Below are 13,518 nucleotides of genomic sequence, written 5' to 3'. Positions count from 1 at the left end.
GCTATGAGGCATAGGGAACGACCTTTACGCCTGCTGAACGGATACGATGGCTAAATAATGCAAGAGATCGCAGAGTAGCGCGAGGGAGAAATTCGTACTGTTGACAGTGGCCGGCTAATGGGTGACCTGGTCAATTTGACCCTCTCTCCAGCCCCTGGCGAAAGCTGCGACGTGGTCATAAGACCTTTCAAACCCAAGCTCCTTCAGGTCTAGTACCGCGCCAGTCTGCGCCGTGCACACAACTCATTAACGACCGCAATTAGGCCCAAGATGGAGGCAAGTTCGATAGTCAATGCGACGGTCCGAGATGGGGCGGTGGCTGCCTGTTGACAGGCAGTAGCGACAATTTCTCCAACAGAGATTTTAGGCTCAAGTTTGATCGTTAAAGACGCCAAAAATCTGCGCTAAGCTGTCGTAGCACACCCCGGCCACACGCGCCATACTCCTCTCCGATAGGAACATGGCATCATGGGTAAATTGATTTCGTGCCAGCAGCACATAACGTTCTACTCTCGTGTTCTCACGATCCATCAATCCGCACAAAACGAAATCTGCCGGCAAGGCCAGACGCAAAGGTATCCGCCAGCGTGGTCGGCCATCGCCATCCAGGCGACAAGCAGCCACTGCGATTCTCAGTTGGACCGTGTCATTCAACAAAAGGATGTTTTTCCTCACAGTAGCATTGGCGCTACCGCCGGCAAGATCTGCATAGCGTTTAACAGCTCCACACAATTCTGCAGCCAACAATCGGCTAGTACGGTAATTCAAGGCGCCACTCGCCGTGCGTAGAGGCGGTAGTCCCGCAGCGGCATAAGCACGCAAATACCCACCGAACAATCCTATGATGGTACTTCCTCCCGGTAAGGATGCATGGCACCGGCAGAGTGCTATGTTGATCGTACCGTGGCGCTGATAAATCGAGCGAAGCTGCGCAAGCACCGCTTCGCGCTCTGGCCCATTGGCGCGCTGCTGTCTGATCCGTTGTGCCCGATTGAAAAAGGCTCGCGTAACAATGGGGGGCAATGCGTCGTTACAGGATACCCATTGGTCTTTGTGATTTGCAGTGACTGCGCTCCCCATGCGCCGTGTGGTCCGATTGTAGAGCAAGTCTCCACAGTAGCGCGGGTTCGTCAGAATACGGCGTACTGCTACCGAACTCCAGGGCATGTCAGGCGCGCGAGGTTTACCCTTTTGGCGTAGCAAAGCCGCGATCCGGCGATCAGTCAGTCCATGCTTCACATACAACTGATAGATCTTGCGTACCATCGCAACCTCGTCTGCCGGGCCATGCACCAGCGCCACACGATCGGTTGCTGTGGTCTTACGCTCTCCCGCGAGCAGTGGCGTACGTCTGGCGCCATCCGCTGCCACAGAGATCCGGCGTAATCCATAACCGGGCTTGCCGCCCTGCTTGTAACCCATGCCAGAAAAACGCGCTTGAGCTGCCAGAACTTTAGCTCCCAGCTCGCGACTGTACTCCGCCGCCATAATACGTTTAATGCTTTTCAATAATGCGCTCATCGGCGTTCCATCCGCCACAAACGCTTCTGCACAATAGTGTACGGATACTCCGCACCGACGGCATAAGTGCTCGTAAAACGCACTCTCGTCGGCATCTTGGAATCGCCCCCAGCGACTTACGTCGTAGACCACCACAACTGAAAATCCGCAATTGGCGCCGGTTACCTCAGATAGTAGTGCCACCAATCCTGGGCGATTGTCCAATTTAAGCCCGCTATGGCCAGCATCAACAAAGGTACGCGTGATCGTAAATCCCTTTACCAGCGCGTACTTCTGAATCGCATCCAACTGATGCTGGATGGAATAGTCCTGTGTGGCTCTCGACATGCGCACGTAGGCTGCTGCCGGATGCTTCGCCGACACATCATGTGGCGGTTCGGCTCTATCCATACCACCTCCATCTGCTGCGTTCATGCGTCTGATCATAAAATAATTTTCCAAGCGAAAACGGCACTATCAAAGTCCAAAGATATTCGGCAGACACTGACATTCATATCTAGAAAACTCATCGGGCCATTCTTCACGCATGACAAGAATTGGGTAAGAAAAGTCTGCTGTGGGAATCAGGTATATCCGCCGCACTGATGAGTGCGACGGTTCTAGCTGAATCGCGATCACAAACTGAGCCTCAGCTGGCGATTGAAGCGGGACGTACCAACGAAAGGGCTTGCTTGCGTGTACTCTTCGGGCTCGACTTACCTGTATCAGCACCAAAAATTCATCATTGAGCATGAAAGCATTTTTGTGGTCAGCCGCGGCAATCGTTCCACCTGCAGCGTTCACGCATTCGCAAATTTCCAATAGCTTTTCTCGACGAATAGCTTCGATGCTCCGTCGGGTTTGAAGTAATCGCATCGCACGCGGAGTTAGAGGGATTTTTGCAAGCTCAAGCGCTTTCGAAAGTGTACCGAAGCGATTGCTAAAAACAGTAATTGCCGGAAGTCGTCCGTCTTCACTGATCGTCTTCGTAGATACTTTCCCCTTCTCTCGATAAATCATCCGAAGCATCGCAAGCAGCTCATCGTTAGAAAATCGGAGTGCGCGTTGTTGCCGTAACTCTTGTGCACGTCGGAAGGTTTCAGCGTCAACGAGCGGCGGAAACGCATTTCGTCTACAGATCCATTGATTACGTGGGTTTCTTGTGGGGGGCGCTTGAAGTTTCTGCGTGGTGCGATTGTAGACCAGCGTGCCAGTGTACTTTTCGTTCGTCAAAATGTTGACTACGACAGGAGGGGACCAGGGCCGACCTGACTCTGATGAAATACCGGTAGTGTTCAATAACCGCGCTATTTCGGTATCACCCATATCACCATACACATACCAATCGTAGATGCGTCGAACAACGGCTACTTCGTGCTCAGGTCCAGAAACAAAAACGACGTGATCCGTTAACGCTCCCTTTACCGTGCAGCGGTCACGGCGTTGGACTTCTTGCTGGAAACTCAACCAGAACTATACAAGGATCTTATCGAGAAGCGACCTGCCAAATGATAGCACCGTCACCTGTCGTCGCACACGCTGCGCAATACATCACAGCTGGTCACCAACCTCGTCGGATAGCGTGTTACCGCCCGTCATCCAGAACTACCTGAGACGGGAAGAAATACTACGAACGGGTCATGACATTCGTATGTCATGACCCGTTTTTTTTGGATTGGAAATAGCAAAAATAATAGTTCCACGATCAGGTCTATCGCAATGATCAGCGTTTCACTATCAATTGAATTTGAATTATTCAGACCGAACTAGTTACCACATCAAGCTCACTAATCACTGCTCGCCGAACAGTCCGTTGGCCTGCCCATGCACCTCGTATTTTTCAGCTTAGCACGCCGAATGATAAATTTATTTTTACGAAGCATACTTTTCAGTGATAAATTGCCGCGCTGACACCCTTGCCTCGAACTTTGTTTATTTACGCCAATGGATTCCGCAACTTCTAGTATTGCCCTATCAATTACCCAGTTCTGTATTTCCATCATCATGATCGGGGTATATTTTGCTGCTCCCGGCGAACGATATACGCGACTATGGGCACAGTTCGGTGTGCTTACCTCGATTGGCATGTCGTTGCTGCTGGTGGGTGCCACGCGGCAGCCCGGCATATTTCTAATTACAGGAAATATTGCACTATTTACGGGCTGCATTCTGGTGTGGGTGGGCTTAAGGGCCTTTTTCGGCCGCACCACAGAACACAGCAGCTACCTACTGGGTGCTGCGTTTTCGACAGGTTATGTGACCCTGATAGGGCTCAATGCCAGTTTCAACACACGCTCGCTTTTCTGCAGTGCTAGCCTGATCGTGATGTTCCTGCTATGCCTGCAAACCTTGCTACATAGAACCCAAAATGAGCGTCACTCGCGCCACGCCTACGCCCGCCGGATGGCGATTTCCGGCCTGTGCCTGCTACTTGCCGGCCATCTGGGGCGAGTTATCATCCTTTCCAGCCAGTCGGCAACAGCTCAACCAGAAAGTCTGCGAGCCATACACGCGTTGACCACCTATCTGGTTCCGCTGGCCGGCACCGTATTATTTTTCCCCGCCCTGCTACTGATGTATTTTGAGCGCATCAAGGACCAACTGCTGATTTCTTTGGGCGCCAAGCAAGACGCGCTGGAAACCCAGACGCGTTTCGTGGAAATGTTCTCGCACGAATATCGTACGCCGCTGGCCATCATCCGCACCAATCTCGACATCTTGCAGCATAAACTGCAGGGCGACCGCCAGATGATGACGCCGAATCTGGAGAAGATGCAGCGCGCTGTGGGACGGCTTGTGGAGGTTGCAGAAACGGCAGTGCTCAGCGACCCGCGCGAAAACGCCAAGATCGGGCCTATCACGGAGCTGTTTGGCCTGACGGAATTTCTACAGGCGACCATAGGCGAAGCCAGCGAATTTTGGAGCGAGCGCAGGCCACGCATCGAATTGGATTGCCAAGCGGACTGCCAGATCAACGGTGATCGCCAGCTACTCAAGACGGCCTTGCTCAACTTGCTCGACAATGCAATCAAATACGGTCCGGCTGACAGTCTAGTGGCACTGCAAGTGCTGCTGCAGGGCGATAGCGTGCGCATCACCATCAACGATCAAGGTCCCGGAATTCCCGAACACGAACTGGACCTCGTCTACGGCAAATATTACCGGGGCAGTCGCACCCGCATGGTGGCGGGCAGCGGCATGGGGCTCTATTTGGTGCTGCGCATTATCAGCCAGCACGCTGGCGGCATCGGTCTGAGCAACCGCAGCGAAGGCGGTACCTGCATCACCCTGACGCTCCCCCTCCCCAAACAGGAGAAAGGCGCATGACCGCTACCAACAGAGTCATTCTGGTCGAGGACGATCCGGACTTACGCGAAAGCATAGTCGAATGGATGTCCATGCACGACACTCCCATCACGGCAGTGGGCAGCGCCTCCGAGTTCTATCAGGCCCTACCCGGTAATCCATTCCAAATTGCCGTGCTAGACCTAAATCTGCCTGACCAGGAAGGCTTTGTGCTTGCCGAATATGCGCGAGCCAACTGCCAGATGGGTGTCATCATCCTGACTGCGCGCAGCAGCATCGACGATAAGCTCAAGGGCTATCAATCGGGGGCAGACGCGTATCTGGTCAAACCGGTAGATTGCCGTGAACTGGCTGCCGTTATTCTCAGCGTGGCAGCCCGCATACAAGCGGCGACACTTCTCGAAGCCAGCGTCGTTCGTGCGACAGAAGGCTGGCAAATCTCGCTGACCCAATGGGCGCTGCGCTACGGCCAAAGTCCCGCTATCTCGCTAAGCCAGAAAGAATTGCGCTTGCTGGAGCTGCTGGCAGCCCAGCCGGGCAGCGCGGTACAGAAACGCACCATCATGTCTCTCCTGTATCAGCGCGACGACTACCATAGCAGCCGTTCATTGGACACCCTGATAAGGCGCTTGCGCGCCAAGGTTTTAAGCCAGCTGGGACAGGAAGTTCCCCTGCGCACAGTGCACTCGGTCGGATATTGTTTTGCGGGTGAAATCCGCTTTGAAGAGGCTGAATTCGCTTAGCCGGCAGTGGCGATGTCACATCTGGTCACATCTGGTCAGGGATGGTGGATTGCTAGAGAACTAGTGGCAACTTTATTATTGAAATGTTATTTGTGATTTCAAAATACCTAAGTCCACCCACCCTTACTGAGGATCTCATGAAAAAAGTCGCTATTGCTCTAGCCGCCGCTGGCCTTTTCGGTGCAACCGGAGCAGCTCAGGCAGACGTCGTTTCCTTCACCGCCAGCAAAGCTCAAACCTTGACCGCATGGAACGAAGTGCTGTCCCTCGGCAAATTCAATTCCGACCTGGGCACCCTGAACTCGATCACCTTCGAACTGGGTGGTATCGTGACCGGCAGCGGCAGAGCCGAATCGTTGGATGCTGCAGCATCGGTCGTAACCCTGTCGCTGAGCTCGCTGCTGAAACTGTCCCGTCCAGATGGTTCGACCATAGTAGTGACCAATCCTGTCTTCAGCAACAGCTACAACCTGATGGCGTTCGACGGTGCGATAGACTTCGCCGGCACCTCGGGTGTCGTCACCGGTCCTGTCCAAAGTAGCCACAGCGAGAGTTTCACTTCCTCAATGAACAGCGACTTCGCGCTGTTCTCGCAAGCCGGTGGCGGCAACATCAGTCTGAAACTGGGTGCAACCGGCCTATCCAACGGTAGTGGCGCTGGTAACCTGCTGTCGCAGTTCAATACTTCGGCTGCTGGCAGCGTTAAAGTAACCTACGACTACACCGTACCGGCGCCAGTACCCGAACCAGAAACCTATGCCATGCTAATTGGCGGTTTGGGCCTGCTGGGTCTGATTCGTCGCCGCGCAGCCAAAAAAACCGCCTGAGAATCTGGTTTTACGGGCGCCCCATGCGGCTGCTCATTCAAACTTAAAACCTATGACCCGCGCTTCCCAGTCCGGGTTATAGGCACTCATTCAGTAGCAACCCAGCCATGCCCTTAACTCTTGCGCTAGCGCTTGCCAGCGTTACTGCTGCGGTGCCCGAACCATCCTGCTCCTGGGATCATCCTGGACGTAACCCCTATCGAGGCAGCATTGTTGCAGCTATAGACCACTATACCGATATTCCTCCAGCCGTCGCCAGCACCCTCAAGCGCCGAATGGCGGAAGACCAGCCGGACGACCAGGTCACCATCACGCGTGACGCCATCACGGGGCGCGAACAATACTCCGCGCACATACGCGCCATGCATTTCGGGACTGCCTCCGTGTGCGCCAGCGTGACCCGCGACGGCTGGTCTCCCAGCCGGCAGGAGCCGGCTAAGGTGTACTGCGTGGGCACGGTCTGCATACTAGTGCCTCGTATCTGCGGCAATATCAGCCGAGTCACCCGTTTGCAAGCGCCTTCCAGAAACGCTGCGAACTACTACGGCGCACCTGCGGGCGTAACGCCGCAAGGCGCAACGACAGCGCAACGCCATGCACCCGCTGCCGCCACGCAAGCAGTACCGTCCCCAGCGGCGCCATTGCGTTCAGCTCTACAACCGGAACCGAGCACAGCGCCTGCCCACGAGCTGCCCGAGTTAGGTATGCCGCAAGCTGATACGCCGGCGCCAGAGGCACAAGCACAGAGCGATGACGCGCTGCGCAACCGTCTGCCCGGACGAGCAACGGAGTTCTGGCCTGGTGCAAATAACGGCTGGTATGACTCCATCGTGCCCGATGGTGGCAGTAACGGCGGTGGCGGTGGGGGCAACATCCCTTCAGCCATCCCCGAACCTTCCGGCGGCGCCATGCTGGCCATGGGACTGGCCGTGCTGGCAATCGTCCGGCGTCTGACCCGGCGCAGCCGGAAATAGATGGCCGCTTCAAAGCAGAACAAGACCAGCCACAGGTGGCAGATGGTCCGCATAACCCGTTTTCGTTTAATCTCTGCGCCACTGCGTTTGCGCAATACATTTTTACAGACCCTACGACATTTTTGGATGGGCAAGGCTACACCGGAGTTTATCGAACAGATGATTTCTTCTTGGGAACGAATCCTAGAAAAACACATCGACGTCAGATTCATCCGTAGCAATATGGAACTGCTATCTCCGACAAGGTTACACTTCATCGTCAAGTCTTGAGGCAGTCCACGAGCCCGTGCCGGCGGCCACGCAGCGTCAGATCGAGCAGGCGCGAGCCAAGCACTAAAAGGCGCTGACGGCGGTGCGCGAGCGGTTACTGGGGAGCGCCTGCTCGGCGCTTTGCGCCGGCGGCAGGGCGGCATTGCGTGTTGCCGCGTACGCTGCCGAGGGATTTAGGGCTGCGCGGGCTGGTAGCGGTATTCCTTGGCGAGGCTGAGTCTGAAAAGTGTCTCCTGGTCGTCGGTGGGGAAGTGGGCAACGACAACCTCCTCTCCGCAGGCGTTGGTAAAGATTTGCAGGACTTGGCCTTTCTGGGCCTCAACCTCCTGCGTCACGGGCGAGGTATAATCCTGATTAGAGGCGGGACCTTGGATGATCAGACGAGTGCCTGAAAGGTGTCGGTGCATTGTGGTGAGTTCTCCTTTGTTATAGTTGTTTTGGATGCGACGGCTCAGGCGGCTGGTCGGCTTCCCGATGCTGTGCATGGTACGGTTCAGCCTTGGGCGGCGCAATATCTTTCACTGGCAGCGCCTCATCCCATCCCTTGGATAGCGGCGGGGCGCTCGCGTGCAGACCGTCGATTCAGGCGCGCATCGAACGTCCACGTCGCGTCATGCGGCATGCGGCATGCGGTTGAGGCGGGTGCTCGGAGCTGTCGGCAGTGGCGTTTGCTCCCTGGCGCTTTATGCATGTGTGCGTTTTACTCCTTTCGATCCATCGCAAACTGAGCGGCGGGAAATTCCGGCTGCGCGCGCGACTGCTAAGCGTATCGCCGAGCGTGGATTTATCAAAAGTAATACAGAATACTATGTCATCAACGCAGTTTTGATCGACCAGGGAAGTCTGATTTCAGCTGATGAAAGAGAGTACTTACAGGGCCTTGCTGATGCATACGAAGAAAAGGCATGATTTCTGCATCCGGCCGATAACGGTCTGTTACGTTTTGCAAAGTAATATCCATATGTCTTCCAACTCGAAATGGGAAGTGCTTTGCGCGGAATACATAAAGGCAAATGACGCTGAGAAGGCTACCTGGTTAATTATTCAAGCCAAGTATCATGCTATTGCAAATGGGACGAGCACAGACAATCCAACAGACCAAGAGTTAGATGCGCATCTCCGTACTCGCCAAGTACTGGCTTCCGTCAGAGAACAGAAGGATGTCTTTATGAAAAATTTCCAGCATGGGCGCTAGCAACCAGTAGTTGCCTTTCGCATCGGGTGTGAAGTTTTGTGATTTTCCCCTATCGCACAAGTTGATATCCTATGTCTTTGCTCGACGTTCTTGTTCAAATGTTGGCGGGGAGGATCAAATGTTCAGCTTGAAAGTGCACAAATATCGCGGCTACCAAGTGAAGATAAGTTTCAGCCGATCATTCCCTACGGATAAATTTTCGGCGGGTTATCAAATAGTCGATTCCGACAACACTGTAGTGGGCCATGGTCAAACTCAGACGGTACCTAGCGAAGAATTAGCAGAGCAACTCGCGATCAGCTTGGCATTCGAGGCTGTAGATACAGTGCTTAGGAAAGTAATGATTTCCAATCGGCGCATACAATGATTGAGTGCGTTGTTAATTTGCAATTTAGCGGACACTTCCGATAGGTATGATGTCACTATCGGAGGTATTTCATGGCACATCAAAGAGGGCCGTTGAGGTCAAGTTCCAGATACGGTGCACTCTATCGCGTTAAATTTGCTCGATCGTCAACTTGCCGCCAAGGTACCGAATCAGAAATGGGCTGCCGACTTTACGTATGTGTGGGCTGTGGGAAAGGTTGACTTTTCGTTGTAGTGATACTCGATCTATTTTCTCGCCGCGTAGTCGAATGATGAGCTTCGGGCAGAGGTGTTCGATTACATAGAACGGTTCTACAATCCTATACGCCAGCGTTCAACGCTAGGCTACATCAGCCCGTACAATTTGAAAACCTAAAATGCGCCTAGCAGGACTTATCCATGCTGCTGGGGGAATGCGAGTGATTTGTATTTCTTCATCAGGTTTACGCATTCGGCCTGGACCTGATGGTCCAAATACTAAGGATACGTGATATGCGCAAACATCAGTCCAGTATAACTACTCTTTTGCTACCCTTCGGATTACGCTCGATTAAGACTCGCATTGTAGCTAGCGTTGTGTGTTTTTTCTTAATCGCGTGTTTATTAGTAGCTGATTTGGCTAGTGGTTTCGTTCAGTCTCGGATGGAGCCAGCTATTGGAGCTCAGCATCACCTACTAATGGTGGGCGTTGCCCGGCGAATCGACCTAGAATTAGCGCATAGGACTGATGAATTGCGTGCTATCGGAGAGGCTATCCTCGCAGCGGGAGATGGTAGTCGGTCGCTCCTAAAGGATAGGATGGCGGCTCTGCCTACGCTCTCTCGGCAGTTTTGGAATGTGGGTTTGATCGATGCTAACGGAGATGTCCTCACTAATCTACGCGGAGTTGGAGGGCGAAAGTTTAATATCTCCGACAGAAAGTATTTTCAGCTAGCGCTTCGCACCGGTAAGCCGGTGATTTCGGAGCCCTTGCGGGGGGCCGTTTCAGGTAAGGCAATCGCGGTCGTAATTGTACCGATGATCGTAGATAAGCAAGTGCGATTGCTTGTGGCTGGCGGAATTGATCTTGACAGTCAGCAACTGACTGCAGCGCTTTATGCCGGCTCCGATAAAAGTGCTGGGGAGTTGATGCTCGTAAGTGGCGCTGGCATTTTAATTAGTCATCCGAACCCTGAATTCGTGATGCAGCCAAAAGAGAAAGTTTTCAACTACGAAAACTCATATGCATACGCTGATCGAAAAGGCGATGGTTGGTGGCTAGCTAAAAATGAACACGGGGTAGCTACTGTCTTTAGTGAAGTTAAGCTGAGTAGTGCTGATTGGATAGTAGTTGGCAGCTATCCATATCAGACTGAGTTTTCCGCCCTCGAATCCGTTCGTCAAAGGGTATTAGTGGTTGTCATCATGATTGTAGTGGCAGCTGGGGTTCTAGGATTTTTCCTGGCATATAGTTTCTTAAAACCGCTAGTATTACTTAGGCAGAGTGTAGGCCAATTAGAAGACGGTATTCTTGATAGAGAGGCATTGCGAACTTCCCGGAATGATGAAATCGGTGATCTAAGTAATCAATTTTATCGGCTTGTTCTTGCTAAGGATCAGCATGCGGAAAAAGCCAATGAGCAGGAAGTATTTGTACGATCATTGCTCGCTGGTGCGCCGGACGCCGTCATACTGACTAATGCTAAAGGGGAAATACAGGATTGGAACATTCGCGCTGAGGCGATGTTTGGGTGGGGGCGCGAAGACGCTATCAGCAAGAACATCGTCCAGTTGATCTTGCCTGATGAGCCTGGTATAGCTCAAATTATGGGTTTGTTAAATTTCTCTAGCCAGCGTGGGGGCGGCGCAGTATCAAATCCTATACGTCTTGAGGCACGTTGCAAGAATGGACAGCCTCTTATGATTGAGTTATCGGTTGCGCGAATTTCAAACACGAATACGCTCTCTACATTGGCGTTCATTCGCGATGTCACTACTCAGATTGAACGTGAAGATCGCATCGCGCTTGGTGAGCGGCGCCTACAAATGATTGCTGACAATGTGCCTGCTCTAATCGCATACGTTGATCGGAGTAGACGGTATCGATTTTCGAATGCCCATTACCTCCGCGTTTTAGGGGTTGATCCAGCAGGAATGATTGGGCGCCAGGTTGTCGATGTTCTCGGACTGGAAGTGTACGAGCAAATGCAGGAATGGATGGAGTTGGCGTATGCAGGCCATAAAGTACATTTTGAATTTAGTCAAACTACGTCGGGTTTGACCAAGCACTTTATGGCGGATTTCATTCCTGATTTGGAAGGACCCGCTGAAAGTCGTGGTTTCTATGCATTGGTTTCTGATATTTCTGAGCGTAAGGGGGCAGAGTTAAGACAGGCCGCTAGTGAGCAGAGAGCAGATGCTGCCAACCGTGCTAAAAGCGCATTTGTTGCGAATATTAGCCATGAGATTCGTACACCGATGAACGCAGTTTTAGGTGTTGCTCAGCTATTACAGAAAACGCCTCTTCAAGACGAACAGAAGGCATACCTGGAAATCATTCGCTCATCAGGAATTTCTCTTATTTCTATTTTGAATAACGTGCTCGACCTATCGAAGATAGAAGCCGGAAAAATGGAGTTTGAAAAAATCCTTGTTGACATCGAGTCACTTATCGAAAGCACAGTGGCGATATTGTTGGCGAGTTCGATGGACAAAAATATCGAAGTGCTGGTCGGCATTAGTTGTGAAGTTCCGAGATTTATCGTTGGCGATGCAGTACGAATCCAGCAGATTATTACAAATCTAGTTTCCAATGCAGTTAAGTTCACCCACGATGGTTATGTATCAGTATCGATTCGATTAGGGGAATCTCCAGAGGTGCTTGAAATAGTCGTGGATGACTCTGGAATTGGCATGTCGAAAGAACAGCAGCAACGAGTATTTGATTCGTTCGCTCAAGCTGACTCCTCGACGACGCGTAATTATGGAGGCACGGGCCTTGGATTAGCGATCTCTCAGCAGCTTGCTGTAATGATGGGGGGAACAATTTCGCTCACGAGTGCGCCGTCAGAGGGAACTAGGTTTGTCTTTAAGTTCCCCTTTGAGAGGGAAGATCCTAACGTTTTGCAGGAAACCTCCGAAGCTGTATTTCTATTAATTGATGAAAGTAACCATTCTCGGGACCTGTTCGTTCGTACAGCTGCTTATTGCGGATACACAGCCTTTGCCTTTTCCTCGGTTGCTGAAGCGTGTTCAGCGGCACAGTATGATTTACTAAGATTTGAACAAATTACCCACGTGTTGCTGCCATCAAATATTGAACCAAGACTGGAAGTTGTGAAAAAACAGCTTTTCTTGAGTGGAGTGCCTAGTTGTTCCTCATTGCATCTTATAAGCTCTTCGTTTAGGGATGAGTCGCCACTGATTGGGGGGACTTATGCGGATATTCTACGAAAACCTCTGACTCCTAAGCTTTTGCGGAAAATTGTTAATAAATTACAGACTGATTTTATACCTAGAGAGCTAGCACACGCCCATATGGCTCAACTTAGGATTTTGTTAGTTGAGGACAACGATATAAATCAGCTTATTGCAAAGGCAATGCTCGCAAATCATATTAAAGAGTTGAGAATTGCAAATAATGGAAAAGAGGCGGTTGATATCTTACGCACGGCCGGCAATTTTTTTGACTTGATTCTGATGGATGTACAAATGCCGGTTATGGATGGTTATGCGGCAACATCAATAATCAGAAACGATTTGAAATTGACCTTGCCAATTATTGCAATGAGCGCAGGAGTTCTTTCTGAGGATGTCGATCGATGCAGGGCTGTTGGCATGAGTGATTTTATCGCTAAGCCAATATTGATGGATGATCTATATGAATTGCTTGAGCGAGTAGCGACCCAACTCTCTTCGTCAGAAGGCGTGGTTGAAACTCGTGATTCAGTAAGTAGTGATATCCCAGTAGTTGTTTTTTCATCTCCAATGTTGCATGCAATTCTTTGTAAAAATCCAGGGATGCTTGATCAAATTAAGCAGACCGTTGTAGATGGAATCACGAAAGCTCGAGAAGATATTCTCAAAGTGAAAGATGCAGTTAGTGAGAATAACTTCGAGTATGCTGGACGCCTTCTGCATAGTTTGTGCGGTGGACTTGGCGCGCTTGGAGCGTCTGAGTTTGTCGAATTAGCGCAAGCGCTTCAAATGAAACTGAAGAGAGATATTGCCATCGATACGGACGAGCTTGTGCCTTGTTTAGAAGTCTTTGCCGCCGCAATTGAAGTATGGCTCGAGAAGCCCCCTTTGGGACCAGTTCGGCATGCTCGCGCAGGGGCGAAGGACACCTAATTCGTAGC

General features: G+C 51.7%; 10 protein-coding genes and 1 pseudogene. 8 read left to right on the top strand and 3 right to left on the bottom strand.

Annotated elements, in window-relative coordinates; genetic code table 11:
- Nucleotides 1-369: 369 nt before the first annotated feature.
- Nucleotides 370-1,935, bottom strand: a complete 1,566-nt coding sequence (locus GTP46_RS27675) for a recombinase family protein (protein WP_161009855.1) — start codon at nucleotides 1,933-1,935, stop codon at nucleotides 370-372.
- A 42-nt stretch (nucleotides 1,936-1,977) separates the two neighbouring features.
- Entirely contained in the window at nucleotides 1,978-2,967 is a 990-nt protein-coding gene (locus GTP46_RS27670) for a recombinase family protein (protein ID WP_161009854.1), read from the bottom strand.
- A 618-nt stretch (nucleotides 2,968-3,585) separates the two neighbouring features.
- Here GTP46_RS27670 and GTP46_RS27665 point away from each other — a divergent pair.
- The 4 genes from GTP46_RS27665 (at nucleotide 3,586) to GTP46_RS27650 (ending at nucleotide 7,350) form a co-directional block, all read left to right on the top strand.
- Entirely contained in the window at nucleotides 3,586-4,827 is a 1,242-nt protein-coding gene (locus GTP46_RS27665; RefSeq protein WP_161009853.1) for a sensor histidine kinase, read from the top strand.
- Nucleotides 4,824-5,549, top strand: a complete 726-nt coding sequence (locus GTP46_RS27660) for a response regulator transcription factor (RefSeq protein WP_161009852.1) — start codon at nucleotides 4,824-4,826, stop codon at nucleotides 5,547-5,549. Before GTP46_RS27665 ends, GTP46_RS27660 begins: the two co-directional genes overlap by 4 nt.
- Before the next feature lie 137 nt (nucleotides 5,550-5,686).
- Entirely contained in the window at nucleotides 5,687-6,376 is a 690-nt protein-coding gene (locus tag GTP46_RS27655) for a choice-of-anchor E domain-containing protein (RefSeq protein ID WP_161009851.1), read from the top strand.
- Nucleotides 6,377-6,483: 107 nt separating this feature from the next.
- Nucleotides 6,484-7,350, top strand: a complete 867-nt coding sequence (locus GTP46_RS27650) for an MHFG family PEP-CTERM protein (RefSeq protein WP_161009850.1) — start codon at nucleotides 6,484-6,486, stop codon at nucleotides 7,348-7,350.
- A 443-nt stretch (nucleotides 7,351-7,793) separates the two neighbouring features.
- Here GTP46_RS27650 and GTP46_RS27645 read toward each other — a convergent pair whose 3' ends face one another.
- On the bottom strand, nucleotides 7,794-8,105 hold the full coding sequence (locus tag GTP46_RS27645) for a hypothetical protein (protein ID WP_161009849.1): 312 nt from the start codon (nucleotides 8,103-8,105) through the stop codon (nucleotides 7,794-7,796).
- Nucleotides 8,106-8,187: 82 nt separating this feature from the next.
- On the opposite strand from GTP46_RS27645, the gene GTP46_RS27640 reads away from it, so the two are divergent.
- The 4 genes and pseudogenes from GTP46_RS27640 to GTP46_RS27625 all read left to right on the top strand — a co-directional run bounded on the left by GTP46_RS27640 (nucleotide 8,188) and on the right by GTP46_RS27625 (nucleotide 13,510).
- Entirely contained in the window at nucleotides 8,188-8,529 is a 342-nt protein-coding gene (locus GTP46_RS27640; RefSeq protein ID WP_161009848.1) for a hypothetical protein, read from the top strand.
- A 404-nt stretch (nucleotides 8,530-8,933) separates the two neighbouring features.
- Complete coding sequence (locus GTP46_RS27635; RefSeq protein WP_161009847.1) at nucleotides 8,934-9,182, top strand: hypothetical protein; 249 nt, start codon at nucleotides 8,934-8,936, stop codon at nucleotides 9,180-9,182.
- 132 nt (nucleotides 9,183-9,314) lie between these two features.
- A pseudogene (locus GTP46_RS30000) lies at nucleotides 9,315-9,557 on the top strand (hypothetical protein); the annotation flags it as partial.
- A gap of 89 nt (nucleotides 9,558-9,646) precedes the next feature.
- Complete coding sequence (locus tag GTP46_RS27625) at nucleotides 9,647-13,510, top strand: ATP-binding protein (RefSeq protein ID WP_503826658.1); 3,864 nt, start codon at nucleotides 9,647-9,649, stop codon at nucleotides 13,508-13,510.
- Nucleotides 13,511-13,518 lie beyond the last annotated feature (8 nt).

The organism is Duganella flavida (assembly GCF_009857445.1).
In the GTDB taxonomy this organism is placed as follows: domain Bacteria; phylum Pseudomonadota; class Gammaproteobacteria; order Burkholderiales; family Burkholderiaceae_D; genus Rugamonas; species Rugamonas flavida.
This window is presented reverse-complemented; position numbering and strand designations above follow the sequence as displayed.

Excerpts from the sequence above, each read along its gene's own strand:
- GTP46_RS27675 (WP_161009855.1), bottom strand. The coding sequence starts at position 1,935 with ATGAACGCAGCAGATGGAGGTGGTATGGATAGAGCCGAACCGCCACAT.
- GTP46_RS27665 (WP_161009853.1), top strand. The coding sequence starts at position 3,586 with ATGTCGTTGCTGCTGGTGGGTGCCACGCGGCAGCCCGGCATATTTCTA.
- GTP46_RS27660 (WP_161009852.1), top strand. The coding sequence starts at position 4,824 with ATGACCGCTACCAACAGAGTCATTCTGGTCGAGGACGATCCGGACTTA.
- GTP46_RS27655 (WP_161009851.1), top strand. The coding sequence starts at position 5,687 with ATGAAAAAAGTCGCTATTGCTCTAGCCGCCGCTGGCCTTTTCGGTGCA.
- GTP46_RS27650 (WP_161009850.1), top strand. The coding sequence starts at position 6,484 with ATGCCCTTAACTCTTGCGCTAGCGCTTGCCAGCGTTACTGCTGCGGTG.
- GTP46_RS27645 (WP_161009849.1), bottom strand. The coding sequence starts at position 8,105 with ATGCACAGCATCGGGAAGCCGACCAGCCGCCTGAGCCGTCGCATCCAA.
- GTP46_RS27635 (WP_161009847.1), top strand. The coding sequence starts at position 8,934 with ATGTTCAGCTTGAAAGTGCACAAATATCGCGGCTACCAAGTGAAGATA.
- GTP46_RS27625 (WP_503826658.1), top strand. The coding sequence starts at position 9,647 with ATGGTCCAAATACTAAGGATACGTGATATGCGCAAACATCAGTCCAGT.